Raw genomic sequence first — 19728 nt, forward strand, 5'->3', positions numbered from 1 at the left:
TTGGCCCTTCCGCTTGATAGGTGGAAGGGCCGTTTCATGTAATTGGAACAGTTTATAGCGTTTGGGTGTACCACTTCTAATCCGTACCTCGTATCCTTTTATTTTGGACAAACTTCTCCAAAACCGCAAAATCCTCCGTCACTTTTTTGAACGGCAGCGTATTCAGCACCTGTTCTCGGTAACTTTTTTTTGCTGCTTTGCTGAGACGGGAGTCAAGTATGCTGAGTATGCCAAGGTCTGTTTCACTACGAATCAAGCGTCCCGTTCCTTGCCGTAACCGAAGGAGCATATCCGGTACAAACACCTCCATGAACGGATTCTCTGCTACAGATGCCTTATATTCATAAACAGGATCCGATGGAACAGGGAAGGGCAGCCGGAAAATAATGACCTGTGACAGGTCAGACCCCTCGATATTCACACCTTCCCAGAATACACCGGTACCCAGGAGTACACCTTTGCTTTTCCTGAAATCGGCGATGACACTGTCCTGGGAAGATCCTTCTTTTTGAACATGGACTGCCCATGTGTATTCATTAGCCCTTGAGATCAACTTTTTGTGAATGTACTTCATGTCCTCTTTTGCTGAAAAAAGGACGATTGTTCTTCCCTGAGTTAGATTACAGAGTTGAATCACTTCATTGTAGGCTGCTTCAAGATAGTTTTCGCGCTGGTCATGGTGGTAATAGGGAACTTTGTTCGAAATGTACATCATGGCATGGTTGGTGTAATCAAAAGGGGAGGGTTGGCGCTCTAGGAAATCTCCCTTATAACCGAGGGAGTGCGTCATATAAGAATATTGTTCCTCCAGCGTATCCCCGCCTTGGCACAGCGTTGCTGATGTTAGGATTACAGGTACCTTACCATTAAATAAAGCGTATTTCAGAAATTGGCTTATATCTTTGGGACAGATGCTGATCGTGGGTACTCCAAGGGGACTACTTGCCCATAAAAGATAGTTGTCCTCCATTTCAGATAAGACACGAATGAGGGTAATAAGCCCGTTGATGGCTTCAAAAGCGTCATCGATCTCCCGCTCGTGTCGTGAGGTCAAAATGGAAAGGCGTAGGCTGAGATCTTTTAAATCGTTTGAGACCTGGTTCAACGGTATTCCTTTGATCTCCGACACTTTGATTCGGTCGTTATCCTGTTTAGCATGGTGGAGCAGATCCGCGTTTACCTGTTTGAAGATGCGCTCAGCGCAGTTTTTGATGAACTTGGATTGTGAGAAGTGACTTTTATCGCCGGACTGCTTCGTGAGAAGCTGCACCGTGGTATCCAGAATGCGGCAGATTCCCCGATAAGTGAACTCAAGTGTTCTGGCATCTCGAACTTTTGCTTCCAGATTATGCGCTTCATCAATAACGATCAGAGCAGGCTGTTCCGAGATGATGCTCTTGGTTCCTTCTTTTTTCTTCATCAAATCCCGTATGAGCAAGTCCTGGTTCACGATAATAAAATCAATCTCGTGAGCCTTTGCATTTAATTTCGCTCTCATATCGTAAAACAAACATGCATTTTTGTGATGACAACGTTCAAATTTGCAATCATTCACGGAAACGTGGGACCATACGGCATCACTAACTCCAGCTTTAATATCGGCTCTTTCATCAATTTCATAATCTAATATGCGCTGTGCAAGGGTAGATACGGAGGAGTTAGCATCATCAAGACTGATCCATTCCGCTGCTCTACTTCGGCAGGCATACTGCCCCATGCCTTTTCCCACCACGGAACGAACCGTTGAGAATCCCAACCGACTACCAATAATCCTTAAATCTTTATGTATCTGTTCCGAGAGCTGAATGGAGGATGTCGCTATAATGACTGGTTTCTGAGACATTTGATTCGTGAGCAGACTTGGGATCAGGTATGCAAAAGACTTACCGATTCCGACACCAGCTTCAATCATGGCGTTATGCCCATGGATATAAGCATCGGCGATATCAAGAGACATTTCTTGCTGTCCGATCCGCTCTCTAAGGCCGATTCGGGGGAACCGGTCATATATTCGGAAGATCGCGTTAACCAAAGAACGTTCGATTTCTTTGTCCGGTTCCCGCTTATTTATTTTATAAAGTTCATTTAACCAATTCATAACGATCGCCCCTCTTCCGAATAATGAGCTTCTTGTACTACAATTTGGAGACGAATTACCTCACGATGGGGTTGTGACGGCATTTTTTAATCTGGAAACGCCTTCCTGTAATTGTTCTTCTGACAAATGTGCAAAAGATAAATAGATACCATACTTCGTACCAACAGACGTTGAACTGCTGACTTCTGAGTATATCACACCTTGTGACCTTGCCGATTCCCGGAAGACCTCATAAGTGGTCACATTACCTCGCCACCAGCCAAACACATGAAGGCCCGCTTCATTCTCCACCCAATCAAACCATGTAGAGAGTTGCTTGTTCAACAGTTTGAGTAACAGATGGAATTTACGACTGTATAATCGATTCATCCTGCGCAGATGACGCTCATATTGACCGCTTGTCATAAATGCAGCCAATGCCCGTTGTTCGATCAGGTTGACGGGTCTTGGCTCGTATAATGCCTGCGCCTTTCTAAAGGTGTCTGCCAAGGTAGGGGGAAGAACCACATACCCAAGTCGTACTTCTAAAGGTAATGTTTTTGTAAAGCTGCCCAGGTAGATTACGCGACCTGCTTTATCGAGTGTTTTCAGCGGTTCAACATGCATTCCGCGATATCGGAATTCACTATCATAATCATCCTCGACAATCATGGCATCATTTCGCTGTGCCCAGTCCAGCAGGGTTTGTCTGCGTTCCAGGCTGAGCATTTCACCAGTAGGAAATTGTCGTGACGGCGTGACAAACAACATACGTGCTTCCCAGTCTTGGGGCACAACGCCCTGACCATCGAGATTGGCTTCAATCAACTTTGCACCCGCAGCCAATATAGCTTTAGAAATCCCGACATAACAAGGACTTTCTGTCACTACATAATCCCCAGGATCTGCAAGTAATTGAGTGAGTAGTGCTATAGCTTGCATGGAGCCTGCAGTTACTGCAATATGATCCGGATCAACTTGAATGCCCCGCATCCTCCGAAGATAGGCAGCAATGGCTTCTCTCAATTTTGGATCCCCGGTTGAACTCATGGCAGAGGTTGTTTTCAGGTGATGCTCACGCTGCCTTATCTCTGCATACAATCGATTATTCCATTCATCGTAAGGAAACTTGGAGAAATCAGGTTGATATTTGCTAAAGTCGATCACTTCGTCGCTATTCATTCTGGAATCATGTGTATGAGCATTGGCTGGTGCATTTCTTTGAATCGACGGCTGTTCAAACTGCTGAATACGATTCCCCCAGGCGGATAAGTGATGCGTACAAGCTTTCTCGGTGGACGCATTATTGTTCAAATCCAACTGGTAAGCAACAAAGGTTCCTCTTCCATGCTCTGAATGAATGTAACCTTGCGCAGTCAACGTATCATAGACCTGATTCACGGTTCCTCTGGAAATGTGATACGTCGCAGCTAACTCTCTTGTAGAGGGTAACTTCTCGCCATGTATAAGATTACCTTCATGAATTGCATCACGAATGGCATGATAGAGAGCCTTCATCTTGGTATATTTTCGGTTCAAATATGAACTGTAAGCTACATGAAATTGCATAGGACCTCCAGAAGTTATATTGAAGTGGTACAATAAAAACCAAAAATATTGGATCTTTTTATATGACCATTCTCATTCTATACTAAATCATAGATTAGAGCGATGCCTTTATTGAAAATCACCCAAAAGTTAATTAGGAGGACTACAATCATGCAAACAGGTACAGATCGTGTAAAAAGAGGAATGGCTGAAATGCAAAAAGGTGGCGTCATCATGGACGTTATGAATGCAGAGCAAGCAAAAATCGCTGAGGCGGCAGGGGCAACAGCTGTTATGGCTCTTGAACGGGTACCTTCCGATATTCGCGCAGCTGGCGGTGTAGCTCGTATGGCAGATCCAACCATCGTTGAAGAGGTTATGAAGGTTGTTTCTATTCCAGTTATGGCTAAAGCACGTATCGGTCATTACATAGAAGCCAAAGTGCTTGAATCCCTAGGTGTGGACTATCTCGATGAAAGTGAAGTTCTTACTCCTGCAGACGAAGTGTTCCATATCGATAAACATGAGTTTACTGTACCATTTGTATGTGGAGCCAAAGATTTGGGAGAAGCTCTTCGCCGTATTGGTGAGGGTGCATCGATGATTCGTACAAAAGGTGAACCTGGAACGGGCAACATTGTTGAGGCAGTTCGTCATATGCGTCTAATTAACAGCCAGCTACGTAAAGTGCAAAACATGTCCAAAGACGAGCTGTATGCTGAAGCAAAAAATCTGGGTGTAGCTTATGAGTTGCTGCGCGAAGTTCATGAAAATGGTAAACTTCCTGTCGTTAACTTTGCAGCAGGCGGTGTAGCTACTCCGGCGGACGCAGCATTAATGATGCACCTGGGAGCAGACGGTGTGTTTGTAGGATCAGGTATCTTCAAATCCGATAGCCCTGAGAAATTCGCTCGTGCAATCGTTGAAGCTACAACACATTACACAGATTACAAACTGATTGCCGAAGTATCCAAAAACTTGGGCGCCCCGATGAAAGGGATCGAAATTTCCAAATTGGCTCCAGAAGAGCGCATGTCCAACCGCGGTTGGTAAGATAGCAGTGCATCAAGTTGAATAGGTAGTTTGAACATTTATATAGAAGAGCCGATCAATTGAACCTTAATTGATCGGCTTTTTGTTATTAATGTGTGGTTTGTTGATATCTTCAAAATGCTGTGCCTATAATAATCCGTATGAAGGAAGGTGCAGACAATTCGCTATCTATATGAGTTTATTCAACATCAGGACGATCTGCCTATGAAACTCTTCGTGAACTCGGTAAAACATATTGATTTTCATTGGCACAAGGAAGTGGAAGTTGTATATGTTCTCCACGGTTCAATCATCATGTATCTGGACCAGCAGCAATATACACTGCATGAAGATGATGTGATCGTGGTTAACAGTATGTCCGTCCACAAGATCGAACGAACCAATCAGGACAATGTGTTATTAACATTGCAGTTCGGTCCCGAGTTGATGAACAATAATGCATTTATCTCCTGTAACTCTGCTATGAACGTGGAACAAAACGCTCCTCGCCTGCAAAGTATTAAACAATATCTTGCGCAGATGGTATGGGAGATCAACAAAAAAACGCCGGGTTATCAAAATTTCACAATGGGCAGATTACAGATGTTATGCGGATGCCTGCAGAGGTATTTTTCCAGTGGTACGAATTCCGCATTGGAAGACGGTAGCAGGGATTATGACTATAAAAGACTGAACAGGGTCCTCACATATATTGATTTACACTACAATGAGAAGATTACACTGCAGGATATGGCGGATTCCGAACATTTAAGTTTGCATTATTTCTCCCACTTCTTCACCGACAAAATCGGGATACCTTTTCAAAAGTATTTGACGCTCATTCGCTTGGAGAAGGCTCAGGCTCAGCTGGCAGCCAACGATAAAAATATTTCGGAGATCGCGCTGGATTGCGGATTTGCCAATGTGAAGCTGTTTAACAAGTATTTCAAGGAAAAGTACGGCTGTACGCCTGGTTCCTATCGGGAAGCTTCGCGTACACCGGAACTCCATCAGTTGAATGTGAACCGCAAACCCAAAACGTATGAGGAGTCTTCAAGCGGAGATTATTACGAGATGGAAACGTTGAATGCGATTGGTTTACTGTATCGATATCTGGATGTTAAGGTTGACGCTAATCAAGACAGGCTTCCTATACCGTCTGTACATCTGTCAGACCAAACTTATATTGAAATTCGTGCGGATCAGACGTCGTCTGTCTATGAAAAGCACTGGAATATGACCATGACGGCAGGTAGAGCCATTGAAGGTTTGCGTGAAGATTGGCGGAAGCAGCTCTCCGCGCTGAAAGGAAAAGTGCCTTTTCAATATATTCGATTTCACGGCATCTTTAATGATGAGATGATGGTGTACAGCGAGAAACAGCAGGGCACTCCCCTCTATAACTGGTCATATGTGGACAAGTTGTATGATTTCCTGCTGGATCAGGGCGTTCGGCCATTTGTGGAATTAAGTTTTATGCCGAGCCAGTTGGCGAGATCCAAAGAAACGCTTTTTTGGTGGAGGGGGAATATTAGCCCGCCATCCGACCCTGCCAAGTGGCAGGCGCTTGTTGGCGAATTTGTTCGCCATTGTTTGAATCGCTATGGAGCGGAAGAAGTGAGGCAGTGGTATTTCGAAGTATGGAACGAGCCTGACCTGGCGGGTGTTTGTTGGGCAGGAAGCAAGGAAGAATACTTTGCGTTTTACGAATCGACCGTTCATGCCATCAAATCGATTTTGCCGGAACTGAAGGTGGGGGGCCCAGCTATGGGTTACGGGTCTCTCTGGAACGATACCTGGGCTGAGGAATTTTTGTCCTATTGCCGCAAGCGGGAAGTGGCTCTCGACTTTTATTCGTTTCACATCTATTCGGAGTATCCCAAGCTAAAAGTTGAAGACGATCGTTTAACCCAGATCATGCCGCCTTCTTTTTATAAAGAAAGTATTGAGCTTATGCGGCAAAAAATGAATACGTCTTCGTACGGTCATGTTGAACTTCATGTCACCGAGTGGAACTTTTCGCTGTATGACCGGAACTTGCTGCATGATACCATGTTTATGGCTCCGTTTGTCATTTACCACACCATGAACACACTCGGTGACGTGAAAGCGATGGCTTTCTGGTCCTTTACCGATGTATTCGAAGAAAGCATCGTTCCCGCTTCTCCTTTCTACGGAGGTTTTGGCCTGATTAACCGCGATGGGCTGAAGAAACCCAGCTATTATGCATTTGAGCTTATGCAAAAGCTTGGGGATGAGCTGATGGTCAAGGGAGACGGTTATGTCGGAACCCGAAAAAGGGATGGAAGCATGCAATTTTTGTTCTATCACTATGTTCACGTAGACCAGCTGTTTACAAGTGGAGATTGGTCGGAATTATCCAGCTCAACCCGCTATGACGTATTTGAGGAAAAAGGTAGCAAAGCTTATGAACTTACCCTGAGCAATCTCGAGGGCCCTTATAAATGCACCAGTTATCAACTGGATCGGGAGCATGGATCGGTATTTGATGAGTGGACCCGCATGGGATCGCCCTATTCCTTGACGGAAGAAGAAATTGCCTATCTAAACGGCAGGAGTGGACCCGTGATGGGGACAGAGATGGTAAGAGATGAAAGTTGGCGCAAAGAGATTTTGCTTCCACCGCATGGGGTAATGCTGCTCATTTTGGATAGACAATATTAAAAAAAAGTGCTTTTAAGACATCCTTTCAGTTTGAAGGGATGTTTTTTGTTGTTTATTTCTTGTTCAGGCTGGCAAGCTAGAACTATAGCGATGGATTGGGCAAAAAACGAACCATGATGCGGCAAGTTCCAACAAGAAAGCGTTAACACAAATCGATATACTATGGTTGTGGCAGCATAGAGGAAGACAGGGGGAGTTTTGGATGAAGCGTTTCATGAAATGGATGACAGATTCGTTTGCGCCAAGATTGGAGGCGTTTACGAACAATATTTGGGTTTCTTCGATTCAAGAAGCCATCATGGTCGCCATTCCGATGATTTTCATCGGTTCGATTATTACATTGATTTCGATTTTGCAGGATTTCATTCCGGGAATGCCGGACCTGACACCTATCACGACATTCAGTTTTGGTTTGCTTGGTTTGTTTATTGCTTTTCTGACGCCTTATGTCGTGATGGAAAAAAGAGAACGACACAAAATCAAGTTGCTGGCGGGAATGACGGGGATATCTCTGTTCGTCATGCTGCTTAACCCGACGGTAAACGAAGACGGTACCATTCAGTTCATCCTTGAACGATTTGGACCCTCGGGGATGATTACAGCACTCTTGGTAGGTGTATTTGTCGCTCTTGTAATGATCATGTGTAACAAATTTTCGTTCTTCAAAAAGGGGTCTTCACTTCCCGAATTCATTATGGACTGGTTCGATTTTCTCGTCCCGATCGCCCTGGTATTAACAACAGGATGGTTGCTTGTATATCAGCTTCATTTTGATATTTTTGGACTGATCGTAAACGTATTTGAGCCGATCAATGCCGTAGGGCAAAGTATAACCGGATTTTTATTGTTCAATTTCATTGGTGTTGTACTGTATTCTTTCGGCGTAAGCCCGTGGGTCATGACACCGATCTGGTACGCGATCTGGATACCTGCAATCGAAGAAAATGCAGCTCTTGTGGCAGCAGGACAAGATCCAGTCAATATCAACACATTTGAAACCTTTTTCTCCGGATGGCTGGGTATTGGCGGTATGGGTGCGACCTTGCCGTTAGTTGTTTGGTTCCTGATGGCACGTTCGAAAAAACTGAAATCTGTCGGCAAGGCGACTATTATCCCGTCCTTGTTCAACATTAATGAACCTGTCGTGTACGGAGCACCGATTGCCTTTAATCCGTTACTCATGGTGCCGATGTGGATTAACTCACTTATCACGCCAGTGATTGTGTATTTGGCTCTCGACTGGGGTTGGGTGCGGATTCCGAGCCAGATCTTCCAGCTATGGTACACACCGATCGGCCTGTCCACCTATATTATGTCCGGACTCAATGGGCTTATCTTGCTGGCAGTCGTCCTGGTGATTGTATTTATTGTCTGGTTCCCGTTTTTCAAACTGTATGATGCACAGGAACTGAAGAAAGAACAGGAACAAAATTGATATCAGAAGGGTGAGTACTATGGATAAATCAATCAATGAATTGTTGTCGACACTAACGCTGGCCGAGAAAGCTTCACTCTGCGCAGGATTGAATATGTGGATGACAAAAGGAATTGAGCGGTTAAACATTCCGCCAGTTCATATGTACGATGGGACAAACGGCATCCGTAAAACAAACAGCGATGAAGAAATGGGGATTACAACGGAAAATGTACCCGCAACCTGTTACCCTACGGGTTCAGCCATCGGTTCTTCGTGGAATACGGAATTGTTATATGAAGTTGGTGTGGCACTGGGACGTGAATCAAAAACCATGGACGTTGAGCTGCTGCTTGGACCGGGTGTCAATATGAAAAGAACGCCGCTTGGCGGAAGAAACTTCGAATACTACTCGGAAGACCCATACTTGACGGGAGAACTCGGGGCAGCGTTTATAAATGGGATCCAAAGCGAAGGCGTGGGCGCTTCTGTCAAACACTTTGCAGGAAACAACCAGGAGTTTGAGAAGATGGTAACCAGTTCGGAAATCGACGAGCGAACGCTTCGCGAGATTTACCTGAGCGCCTTTGAACGAATTATTAAGAAATCCGACCCTTGGACGGTTATGTGTTCTTATAACTTATTGAATGGAACATATACAAGTGAGAACGAACATTTGCTGCATGACATTTTGAGAGAAGAGTGGGGTTATGAAGGTGTTGTTCTATCCGACTGGACGGCTGTCAATGATCGCATACGCGGTCTGAAGGCTGGGCTTGATCTGGAGATGCCGGGTCCCGCCAATTACAATGCCAAAGCGATCATTGAAGCGGTTCAGAACGGAAGCCTATCCGAAGAACAGTTGGATCGCAGTGTGGGCCGCATTTTGAAGCTGGTTGAGCGGGTAACGGGCAAGAAAGACATAGATTCTTCTCCAGATTCGGACTATCATGCACTTGCACGTAAAGCGGCGGCCGAGAGTATTGTGCTTCTGAAAAATGAGAACGCGATTCTCCCGCTAGGGCAGGAGTCCATTTCGTCGATTGCCGTGATCGGACGGTTTGCCAAAAAACCGAGAATTCAGGGAGCAGGCAGTGCCAAGGTAACGCCTACAAATGTCGATATTCCATGGGATGAGATAAAAAATCTGGCTGGCGATGCCATGACTATGAATTATGCAGAAGGGTACCCGGAGGATGACTCCATCAATGATGAGCTAATTAAGGAAAGCGTCTCATTAGCCATGAATTCCGATGTTGCTGTACTGTTTGTTGGCCAACCGGAATATGCGGAATCGGAGATGCATGATTTGCAAGGCATTGATCTTCCCGAGCATCAAGTGAAATTGATTCTCGCGGTGGCCGCAGTTCAACCCAAGTGTATTGTCGTAACGAGCAGCGGTTCCGCACTGGCGATGCGTCCATGGGTACAGCATGTACCTGGTGTGATTCATTCCTGGTTGTCGGGTCAGGGCATGGGTAAAGTGATTGCAGGTGTATTATTCGGACAGACAAATCCTTCGGGCAAACTGTCTGAGACATTCCCTGTCAAACTGTCGGACAACCCTTCACATATGCGAATTCGCGGAGAGAACGGCAAGCTGTATTATCGCGAAGGCCTGTTCGTGGGTTATCGGTATTATGACCGGAAAGAACTGGCACCTCAATTCCCGTTTGGACACGGATTGTCTTATACATCGTTTTCCTATACGGATCTGGAAGTGGAACAGACCCATACCGGTGTTACGGTGTCCTTCCAATTGAAAAATACCGGAAAGCGCAAGGGGAAAGAAGTTGTTCAATTGTATGTTCACGATGAAGAGTGCACATGGACCCGACCAGAGAAAGAATTGAAAGCTTTTGCCAAAGTTGAACTGGAGCCGGGTGAAAAACGCAAGGTTACTTTTGAACTGGAAGAGAGAGATTTCTCATACTACAACACCAAGTATAACCGTTGGGTGGCTGAGACCGGTTTTTTCCAAATTTCACTTGGCAGCTCGTCCAAAGATATCCGAATTACGGAACGTTTGCATTGTGACTTTGGTAAGGAAGAAATCACGTTCCACAAATTCAGTCTGCTCAGTGAGTGGATGAGTGATCCTGTAGCGAAAAAGGAATTGGAGCATTGCCTGAATGAAATGAACGAGCACGTTACGGACAAGGTATATCTAAACGAGGAGTTTGTGGGATTCTGGGCAGATTTCCCGATGATCAAAGTATTCCAAATGTTCGGTCAACAATGGATGAATGAACGTTCACCTGATGAAATTATTAATGAACTTATCGCCAAGGTTAACCAGGCACGTAATAAATAGTTAAGTAAAAGAGGAACCAAGTTCGATCCTAAACAAAGGACATGAACTTGGTTTATTTTTATCCATCAGATGAATGATATTGATTATTGTTCTCATTTACACCCTTCGACATTTACTGTATACTGACAATAGTTAATTTACATATGGGTCTAAAAGACAAGAGAGAATTAAAAGGGAGAGATTACTTACATGTTGGTATCCGTTAAAAAAGGGATGTTTCTTTGCTTAATTACTGCAATGATTCTGGTGCTCGCAGCGTGTTCAAGCAACAATGGTGGAAGCAAAGATGCAAATGGCAGCTCACAGCAAGCTGCGGAGAGCAGCGCCACGAATGCAGCAACAAATGGGAAACAAACCGAAGCAGACGCTTCAGCACCTGCTGAAACAACTTACCCGATAACCGTTTCAAATTATACAACAGAGAACGGCACATGGGTGAAGAAGGATCAAACGTTTGACAAAGCACCTGAACGAGTAGTTGCCAATACCCAAGGTGCAGCCGAGCTGATGATTCGCCTTGGTTTGACAGACAAACTTGTAGGTGTAGCTGCGTTGTTTGGTAGTGTACCTGAAGATATTGCTGACGAATTTAAACAAGTTCCTGTGCTTGCTGAAGGCTATGTAGGTAAGGAAGTGACAATAGGCGCTACGCCTGACCTGGTTGTAGGGCGTGGTGGATTGTTTGAGGATGCGGACTGGGGTGTTGGTACAGTAAGCAGCTTGAATGATATGGGGATTAAAACGTATGTACAAAGCACCAGTGTTCCTGATGCATCGTTAGATAGTCTGTATCAGGATATTACTGAATTAGGTGAGATATTCAACGTACAAGCTAATGCAGCGGCATATATTGAGACGCTTAAAGCACGTGAGAATGCCTTGTCGGCCCGAGCTAGCGCTGAAACGATCAACTATGCATCATTTTCGGATAATGGTGATGGAACCATTGGAATCTACAACGGAAATGGTGATACGTTTATTGAAAATGCAATGTCATTAATCAATATGCATAATATGCTGATTAATGAAACTGGCACACTCAGCCTGGAGAAGTTAATCGAGATTAATCCGGATGCAATGATTATTTCGAGGTATGCAGGTGGTATTGATCCTGAGCAGACGATTGAAAAGCTGCTTGCCAACAAACAGGTACAAAACATTAACGCAGTTAAAAACAAAAAAATCTACATTATTGATTTCAATAACTTCTGGGGTTACGGGGATTCCATCTTCACAGGTGTTGAAGGACTCGCTGATGATCTCGGGTTGTAATGAAGCTAAGAACAAAAACATAGTACCATTAAAAGTCGCTATTTTAGCGGCTTTTTTTGTTATCAGGGACCAAATTCTTGTTTCAAGCTGTTCCGGGTCAGCCTGAATGATAGCGAGAATGGAGTGAACACTCTATTTTAATACGACTTGACTTGTGAATATATTATCGATATAGTGTGAATCAGTTCACACTTCAAATTAAGGAGTAATCTATGCCAAAAAATACTTTCTTTCGTTTAGACGAAACAAGGCGTGAGGAAATATCGAATAGCGCTATGCATCTTTTTGTTGATAATCTTTACGAGGATATAACTATGAAGATGGTTTTGGATAGTTTGTCCATGCATCCCGGAACATTTTATCGGTATTTTGAAGACAAAGATGACCTTTATTGTCACTTAATACGTAATGTGACCCAGAAAAGAGCTGCATATTTTAATAACAGTAATGAAGATTCCCTTTACAGCTATTTCCTTACTGGCTTATTTGGTAACGTTAATGGCATGATGACCGAGCCACTGAATGAGTTGGAAATCAAACTGACTAAAACATTTTCATATATTCCTGAGGACATTTTGCTGAAAGTATACGTGAATGTGTTAAAGGGCGAGTCATTCCCCATGATCAAGGACATTTTACGCCGAATGAGGGTTGATGGATATCTCCGACCGGATGTTGACGACGACCTGATTTCTTTTATGTTTGAGTCAATGCAGCTTAATTTAATCTTGTTTTTTAGGGAATTCGATATTAAGGACTCTAAGCTGCAACATAAGATCAGCAAATACTTTGCTGAATTTATGGGCCATGGGCTGCTTGAAGATCATAAATATTCTGAAGTGGTTAGCGATCTCAAGGGGGAAAGAAAATGAAAACCTATGACGTATTTCCAGAACCAATTGGCGCCTATACTGTCGGTCGAACCCAGATGGATTTTGAGTACGCGGCATCAGATGACTCCAAAAGAGAACTGACCGCTTTTGTGTATTATCCGTCCGACAGTAGCGAAGGTAAGACTACATCAACGTACATGTTTCCTGAAGTCTACGAGATGTTTAATGAGCAGCCACTTGTCACTGCGTTGAAGGATGTTTTCTCTATAGATATCAAGACCCAGTGTTATGACGACCTTGCTCTCTCCGGGAAGCAAAAGCGCTATCCAGTGTTATTCTATGTTTGCGGCGGGGGCGGTTCTCCAGAATGGGGTACAGTGCTCTGTACAGACTTGGCAAGCATGGGGTATGTTGTGGTAAGCATCGGCCATCAGAATAGCACGATGTATAAACGTAAAGATGGACGCCTGTTTAATGTGTCAAGGGACTTTTCGGATGTCATTACAGGCTTTGGTGAAAATCCGGAGATGCTGGCGTTGGCTGGTAAGATGGAGATGCAGCCTGACGATGAAACTGCCATTGAGATGTGCCGTAAGGTGCTTGCACTGCCGATCCTTTCCAAGTTAACAGAGTATAGTGAATCACAGGCAGAAGATGTAAGGTATGTAGCCGATTATCTTTACAAACTGGACTCGGGAGAGCTGAATTCCATCTTTAAGGGCAGACTGTTGCTTGACGTCGGCATGGGTATAGTCGGACATTCTTATGGAGGGCCTACCACGGCGATGGTTTGCCGGGATGACGACCGGTTCGCCTGCGGGATTGGCTTAGATAGTGGTGCGTTTGGACTTCTTGACAGCGATCTTAAGAAACCCTTCTTGTTACTGTTTTGTGAACCTAACTATAATATGAATGCGATTATTGGCGCTAACAATAGCATGGAAACCTATTATTACTCAGTTGATCGTGTTGCACATTTGGATTACTGTGACATCGTGTTTACCAGTGTTAATGAGGAACACAGAGGCGAACGGGATGCTATGGAGATGCGAAATCTTATTACAGACTATGCGAAGAACTTTTTTGATCATTACATACTGCAGAAGGCAGCAAGTGTGGAAAGCCTGGCATACGATGGTGTGGAATTGATCAGGAAGACCAGCAACAAGTGACATAACCGAGAGACTGTTGATAAATGCATGTCAAAGAGCTAGCCGTACAGACGCAGAGCCGATAACCCCTATTACGCGGTTATCGGCTCTCTGATATTGCAAATTGACATCCTGGTACCAATAACTGACGCTTATTCAGTCTTAGTCCCGCCAATGTTTACTTCGCCTCCAGGCTCCATTAACATGATATGACATTCCTTTTCAGCGGAAGGCTTGATCTCGACTCCTTTAGGCACAATATACATCTCACCCTTGGAAATCTTCACTTGTCCATCACGAAAATCAATTACCATTTCTCCTTCGAGCACAAAAAATAACTTATCAGTCTCCTCATGAACATGCCACTCAAAATCTCCAGCAATCTTAACGATCTTAAATTGATAGTCATTCATTTCACCAATGAGTTTCGGAGACCAAAGATCGTTTAATTTCGAAAATTCCTCATTCAATTGAATAGCTTGATAGTGCATCGTCATTCCTCCTGTGTATTAATCCTATATGTTCAGTATACTGATAAAGCTTTGGTATAACATGGATGCCTATTGAAATCAGGATGGATTATTGATGAACTTCAGACGATACTCCGTAGGAGAGATACCACATTGTTTCTTAAACACTCTGCTAAAATAAAAGGGGTCAGCAATGCCAACGCTCTCAGCAATCTGTTGTACAGATACATCACTTGCCAATAACATTTGCTGTGCCATGTTTATACGATATTTCAATACATATTCTGCTGGACCCATACCTGCATGTCTTCTAAACACATAGGAAAGTCGATTTCGATTAACATTATTTTGTTCTGCAAGCGATGCGACAGTCAGACTTTGATCATAGTATTCTTGTATATAGGTAGAGACCCGTTCGAATAAAACATCTGATTCACAACTATTCTGCCTATGATCAACACATATTAAGGTCTCATTCAGTACATCGCGAAACAGCATCTCGGTCTGAAACTTTGAAATACCTCCACACTGGTTATACACATGCCAAAGACGCGTGATTAATTCGATCAGACGTGGAGACTGACCTGTTGATAATTCAAAATGCTGATGGGAAAAGCTTGTCTCTTCGAGGTCCGAACTACATATCCGGTATAAAACGAGGATGTATTCCCAGTCCGTTCTATGAAACACGGTTTGATCCAGTTTCATTTTCGCGCCCCCATGTACAACTTTTCCTGGTGAAAAGATATAGGGCGTACCATCAAATTGAAATTGTATTTTTCCTGTAAGAGGAAATACAAATCCAGGAAAAGAATCGGTATAATCAGCCTGGGGAACCCCTGGATTTCTAGCATATCGATATACTCCTTCTACTTGAAAAGGAATATGTGCAAAATGTGCTGCTAACTGATTAACGTCTACTTTCACATTACTACCTCATTTCAATCATGTTTACCGGTGATTCTGAGATAAATCGTTGTGCACCTTACTCCAACATTATTGATAACGATTATCACTGTCAACATATATAATGAAAAAGAAAGCTCTTTTTTACATATGGGCAATAGAATCCATCTTGTGTTAACATGTGCACTAACTAATCCAATGGCTTGTTTGAGAAGGGGAACCCATGTCAATTCGAATAAAAATGCTGCTGTCCTTCACGGGCATGCTTGTTATAAGTCTACTGTTCATCCTGCTTACGGCAAGTCTGTATACGATTGCGGCTACAGGGGATCTACAAAGTTTCCGTGATATCTACAAGGTACATTATCAGGTCAACCCCCTGACTGAACAGGGAGAATCGATCTTTCAAGAGATGAAGTTTCTGGCCAAAAATGACCCGGACGACCTGCAGAACAAGGTTTTGCTGCGTGAATATGACATGAAGCTTCGAGCCGAGAAGTCGGGGCTCTACGTCAGACGGGAGAATAGCCAGATCTTCGAATCGCTGACTTTCAACCAGCCAGAACTGAAGCAAGCACTGCCTGCCTATGATCTTAACAATTATCAGATTCGGAGCACCTTCAATATTGGTGAGCGATTTTACGCGTATGCAAAATTTGATTTTCAATATTCGGATGGGGAACGGGGGAGTATCTTTGTCATTCGTGAGAGAAGCCCCTTTGCGGAGCTTACTCGCAAGTTGCTGCCTGTGATGTCATTTCTGCTTATTGGTGTCCTCATCATTGCAAATCTACTCTTGTTCCGCTGGATCACGCGCAGCTTCATTAAACCCTTGAATCAACTACGAAGTTCAGCCGAACATATTAAGGATGGCAATCTATCCTTTAAACTTCAGCTAAACTCCAATGACGAGGTTGGTCAACTCAGCGAAGCGTTTGAGAGCATGCGGAATCAATTACAGCTCTCCTATGCATTACGAGAGCAGGACGAAGTGAATCGCAAAGAGCTCATCTCCAACATTTCGCATGATCTCCGTACGCCGATTACTAATATCAAAGGGTACATTGAGGGTATCCGTGACGGCGTGGCTAATACTCCGGAGAAAATGGAGAGTTACGTTAATATCATTCATTCCAAAGCAGTTAGCATGGATAAGCTGGTGGATGAACTGTTTTTGTATTCTAAGCTCGACTTGAACCAAGAACCTTTCCTGTTCAAAACAGTTGATCTCGCTGATTTCCTTGAAGATAGCATTGAAGAGCTGAGATATGATCTGGAGGACAAAGGCGTTGCCTTAGAGTGGAATAACCAGGTGTCTGGTCAAGCCATGGCTGCTGTGGATCCGGAGAAGTTAAAACGTACCGTTGTTAATGTGGTGGATAACGCACTCAAATACATGGAAAATGAACATAAACGATTCGAGATTACACTTCAAGCGGATGAGAAATGGATTACGATGGGCTTTAAAGATAATGGCAGGGGAATACCTGAAGAGGCACTGCCTTATATATTTGAACGCTTCTATCGTGCAGAACAATCCCGCAATTCCTCAACGGGCGGAAGTGGACTTGGACTGGCAATTGCCCGCCAAATCATTGATGGACATGGGGGCTTCATCTGGGCTGAAAGCCAGCCCAATGATGGCACGAGTATATATATCAAACTGAAACGGCTGAATTAAAAGAGGGATTAATAAGTAATGGCAAACATTTTGATCATTGAAGATGAAACAACGATTGCGGAACTGGAACGGGATTATTTTGAGCTCAACGGATTTTCCGTGGATCTCTGCCATACTGGAGATGAAGGTCTGAAGCAGGCATTGGAAGGGGACTATAATCTGATCATTGTTGATCTGATGCTTCCGGGACTGGACGGCTTCGAATGTTGCAGGCGCATTCGCGAGGTAAAAGAGGTCCCCATCCTTGTCGTTTCCGCGAAAAAGGAAGAAATCGATAAGATCAGGACATTTAATCTGGGAGTGGATGACTTTATTACAAAACCGTTCAGCCCAAGTGAATTGGTTGCACGAGCAAAGGCTCATTTGACCCGATATGAGAGACTACTTGGCAAAAACAAACCAGCTAAGCAGGATGAAATCCACATTCGAGGGCTTCACATTGACAAAGGATCACGCCGCGTTTTTGTTAATGGAGAAGAGGTGGCGATTACAACCAAGGAATTCGAGTTACTTGTATTTCTTGCGAGTCATCCCAATCGTGTATTCAGCAAATCTGATCTGTTCGAGCGGATCTGGGGCATGGATTCCACCGGAGACATTGCAACGGTAACCGTCCATATTCGCAAACTGCGTGGGAAGCTGGAGACAGACCCCAAAAATCCGGAGTATATTGAGACCGTCTGGGGCGCAGGCTACCGGTTTACTGCATAAGTTTCGTGAAAATTTAGAGCCAGTTTATATTTTGTTAATAACTTTGTCCTTGGGAGTTTCTTTTTGTCCTCTATTCTATAGATACAGGCAACTACAACCTATAGAGGAGGAATTCAACTATGAATTCTACAACCCGCAAAATCGCTACTTTTTTAACCATAACTGCATTAGGTACAGCAGTATTCCCGCTAACTGCGAATCAAGTACATGCAGCTACATACGTTACTAACATTGCAGCAACAACCGCACAGCTTACCCAACAACAGATTGAAACTGCTATCAAGGATCTGAATAGCTTGGGAATCATGAACGGATATGCAGATCAATCCATGGGTGAACATAGAGCGATTACCCGTGCGGAGTTAGCTTCATTGGTTTTCAAAACGTTTAATTTGGAGAGCAAGACGGGAGAAACCGTAGAACTAACAGATGTCAATTCCAATGCATGGTATGCACCATATGCTTCAAAGCTTGTTGAACTCGGCATCATGCAAACAAATGATGGACAATTCAATCCGCAAACTCAAGTGTCGGATGCTGAACTCGAACAGGTCGTATCCAAAGCGATGCAACGTGATGTAAAGTCCGTTCACCATTGGATGAGCGAGTTCTACTCCGAGAACGGTTCAGCAACGCGTGGCGAAACAGCAGTGTTGTTGCAAACCGCATACCAAGCTATTCCTTCGGAGCAAGCTCAAATTGAGAGCGTTCGATCGCTGAACGCCATTACGTTAATTGTCACGTTCGACAAGCCGCTGACAGCGGCGGATGAGGCTTTTGCCAAGGCACAAACGGACTTTGCGTTTAGTGGCGGGTTGACGTTAACCAATATGCCCCGTTTAAAAACAGGGTCAATCGCGACTTACATCGTTCCAACGTCCGTACAAGATGCTGGTGAAGTGTACAACCTGACTTACAAAGGCCAAGACGCTGGTTCCTTTGAAGGCATTGGCACGAAAATAAACATGACAACGGCTAGTCAAGTAACGAATGATACATTCGAGATTGAAGCATTGCAAGAGAACGGTATAGTGGATTACGGTTACATCATTTCGGCTTACAGCGGTGGTCGAGGAGCTAATGCATTTGTGCTTAATGATCAAGAGCAAGCAGGAGGAAAAACGGTTCAAATCATCTCTTCCATGCAAGCAAGACAAGTTGTAATTACGCCAGAAGGTGGCGAGCCTATCGTTGCCAGATACGTTCCGTTTACACAATCCACAGATGGTAAACAAGAACCGAAGTTCCGTTTGCCTGAAGGACAAACGCTGAAATCAGGTGTCACTTATACGGTTTCTTCGGATTGGGCCAACATCGAAAATGCTTCATTCACTGCGAAATCGTTTGATGCGCTGGAGGTTGCAAGTGCTCAAGCAGTCAGCGAAACCTCCATTGAAGTTACGCTTGACCAGGACCCTGGGGATGAACTGTTCTCTGGTCGAAGTGTAACGTTAACTTCACCTAGCGGGGATGTTCTGACGGCCACTTATAAATATTCAAGTCGAAAAGGTGCGACGGGTGTATTCGACCTTACGAATGATGGGAAGTTGACCCCGGGTACTACGTATACAATAAACCCAGTTGGGGATTGGAGTATCGCTTCTTCGGTCACCTTGACACTGGAGTAAAGGAGG

14 protein-coding genes are annotated in these 19728 nt (G+C 44.1%); 10 read left to right on the forward strand and 4 right to left on the reverse strand.

Annotated features, from left to right (window positions below):
* Nucleotides 1-76: 76 nt before the first annotated feature.
* Entirely contained in the window at nucleotides 77-2098 is a 2022-nt protein-coding gene (locus MKY92_RS15460; RefSeq protein ID WP_339296774.1) for an ATP-dependent DNA helicase, read from the reverse strand.
* Nucleotides 2099-2158: 60 nt separating this feature from the next.
* Nucleotides 2159-3646, reverse strand: a complete 1488-nt coding sequence (locus tag MKY92_RS15465) for a PLP-dependent aminotransferase family protein (protein ID WP_339296775.1) — start codon at nucleotides 3644-3646, stop codon at nucleotides 2159-2161.
* 147 nt (nucleotides 3647-3793) lie between these two features.
* On the opposite strand from MKY92_RS15465, the gene pdxS reads away from it, so the two are divergent.
* The 7 genes from pdxS (at nucleotide 3794) to MKY92_RS15500 (ending at nucleotide 14347) form a co-directional block, all read left to right on the forward strand.
* Entirely contained in the window at nucleotides 3794-4678 is an 885-nt protein-coding gene (gene pdxS, locus MKY92_RS15470; RefSeq protein ID WP_200869424.1) for a pyridoxal 5'-phosphate synthase lyase subunit PdxS, read from the forward strand.
* Between the two features lie 204 nt (nucleotides 4679-4882).
* Nucleotides 4883-7342: a helix-turn-helix domain-containing protein gene (locus MKY92_RS15475; protein ID WP_339296776.1), complete on the forward strand. Its 2460-nt coding sequence runs from the start codon at nucleotides 4883-4885 to the stop codon at nucleotides 7340-7342.
* 202 nt (nucleotides 7343-7544) lie between these two features.
* Nucleotides 7545-8777, forward strand: coding sequence for a PTS transporter subunit EIIC (locus MKY92_RS15480; protein WP_339296777.1), 1233 nt, complete (start codon nucleotides 7545-7547; stop codon nucleotides 8775-8777).
* A gap of 19 nt (nucleotides 8778-8796) precedes the next feature.
* Nucleotides 8797-11070, forward strand: coding sequence for a glycoside hydrolase family 3 C-terminal domain-containing protein (locus MKY92_RS15485; protein ID WP_339296778.1), 2274 nt, complete (start codon nucleotides 8797-8799; stop codon nucleotides 11068-11070).
* Between the two features lie 189 nt (nucleotides 11071-11259).
* Nucleotides 11260-12342, forward strand: a complete 1083-nt coding sequence (locus tag MKY92_RS15490) for an ABC transporter substrate-binding protein (RefSeq protein ID WP_339296779.1) — start codon at nucleotides 11260-11262, stop codon at nucleotides 12340-12342.
* A 212-nt stretch (nucleotides 12343-12554) separates the two neighbouring features.
* Nucleotides 12555-13214 (forward strand): TetR/AcrR family transcriptional regulator, encoded by a 660-nt coding sequence (locus MKY92_RS15495; protein WP_339296780.1) that lies wholly within the window; start codon nucleotides 12555-12557, stop codon nucleotides 13212-13214.
* The gene (locus MKY92_RS15500) at nucleotides 13211-14347 is read left to right on the forward strand and encodes a choline esterase (RefSeq protein ID WP_339296781.1); all 1137 of its coding nucleotides are present in this window, start codon (nucleotides 13211-13213) and stop codon (nucleotides 14345-14347) included. The genes MKY92_RS15495 and MKY92_RS15500 overlap by 4 nt, the downstream gene beginning before the upstream one ends.
* A gap of 131 nt (nucleotides 14348-14478) precedes the next feature.
* Here the strand turns inward: MKY92_RS15500 and MKY92_RS15505 are convergent, their stop codons facing one another.
* Both MKY92_RS15505 and MKY92_RS15510 read right to left on the reverse strand, forming a co-directional pair.
* Entirely contained in the window at nucleotides 14479-14817 is a 339-nt protein-coding gene (locus MKY92_RS15505; RefSeq protein WP_339296782.1) for a cupin domain-containing protein, read from the reverse strand.
* A gap of 78 nt (nucleotides 14818-14895) precedes the next feature.
* A complete protein-coding gene (locus MKY92_RS15510) occupies nucleotides 14896-15723 on the reverse strand; it encodes an AraC family transcriptional regulator (protein ID WP_339296783.1) in 828 nt (275 codons plus the stop codon).
* Between the two features lie 202 nt (nucleotides 15724-15925).
* On the opposite strand from MKY92_RS15510, the gene MKY92_RS15515 reads away from it, so the two are divergent.
* The 3 genes from MKY92_RS15515 (at nucleotide 15926) to MKY92_RS15525 (ending at nucleotide 19722) form a co-directional block, all read left to right on the forward strand.
* Entirely contained in the window at nucleotides 15926-17383 is a 1458-nt protein-coding gene (locus MKY92_RS15515) for a HAMP domain-containing sensor histidine kinase (RefSeq protein ID WP_339296784.1), read from the forward strand.
* 18 nt (nucleotides 17384-17401) lie between these two features.
* A complete protein-coding gene (locus MKY92_RS15520; RefSeq protein WP_339296785.1) occupies nucleotides 17402-18094 on the forward strand; it encodes a response regulator transcription factor in 693 nt (230 codons plus the stop codon).
* Between the two features lie 119 nt (nucleotides 18095-18213).
* A complete protein-coding gene (locus MKY92_RS15525; RefSeq protein ID WP_339296786.1) occupies nucleotides 18214-19722 on the forward strand; it encodes an S-layer homology domain-containing protein in 1509 nt (502 codons plus the stop codon).
* The last annotated feature ends 6 nt before the right edge of the window (nucleotides 19723-19728 follow it).

The organism is Paenibacillus sp. FSL R5-0623, assembly GCF_037974265.1.
In the GTDB taxonomy this organism is placed as follows: domain Bacteria; phylum Bacillota; class Bacilli; order Paenibacillales; family Paenibacillaceae; genus Paenibacillus.

What these genes read in the sequence shown, in the direction of transcription:
- MKY92_RS15460 (WP_339296774.1), bottom strand. Translation starts at nt 2,098, where the DNA reads ATGAATTGGTTAAATGAACTTTATAAAATAAATAAGCGGGAACCGGAC.
- MKY92_RS15465 (WP_339296775.1), bottom strand. Translation starts at nt 3,646, where the DNA reads ATGCAATTTCATGTAGCTTACAGTTCATATTTGAACCGAAAATATACC.
- MKY92_RS15475 (WP_339296776.1), top strand. Translation starts at nt 4,883, where the DNA reads ATGAAACTCTTCGTGAACTCGGTAAAACATATTGATTTTCATTGGCAC.
- MKY92_RS15480 (WP_339296777.1), top strand. Translation starts at nt 7,545, where the DNA reads ATGAAGCGTTTCATGAAATGGATGACAGATTCGTTTGCGCCAAGATTG.
- MKY92_RS15485 (WP_339296778.1), top strand. Translation starts at nt 8,797, where the DNA reads ATGGATAAATCAATCAATGAATTGTTGTCGACACTAACGCTGGCCGAG.
- MKY92_RS15490 (WP_339296779.1), top strand. Translation starts at nt 11,260, where the DNA reads ATGTTGGTATCCGTTAAAAAAGGGATGTTTCTTTGCTTAATTACTGCA.
- MKY92_RS15495 (WP_339296780.1), top strand. Translation starts at nt 12,555, where the DNA reads ATGCCAAAAAATACTTTCTTTCGTTTAGACGAAACAAGGCGTGAGGAA.
- MKY92_RS15500 (WP_339296781.1), top strand. Translation starts at nt 13,211, where the DNA reads ATGAAAACCTATGACGTATTTCCAGAACCAATTGGCGCCTATACTGTC.
- MKY92_RS15505 (WP_339296782.1), bottom strand. Translation starts at nt 14,817, where the DNA reads ATGCACTATCAAGCTATTCAATTGAATGAGGAATTTTCGAAATTAAAC.
- MKY92_RS15515 (WP_339296784.1), top strand. Translation starts at nt 15,926, where the DNA reads ATGTCAATTCGAATAAAAATGCTGCTGTCCTTCACGGGCATGCTTGTT.
- MKY92_RS15520 (WP_339296785.1), top strand. Translation starts at nt 17,402, where the DNA reads ATGGCAAACATTTTGATCATTGAAGATGAAACAACGATTGCGGAACTG.
- MKY92_RS15525 (WP_339296786.1), top strand. Translation starts at nt 18,214, where the DNA reads ATGAATTCTACAACCCGCAAAATCGCTACTTTTTTAACCATAACTGCA.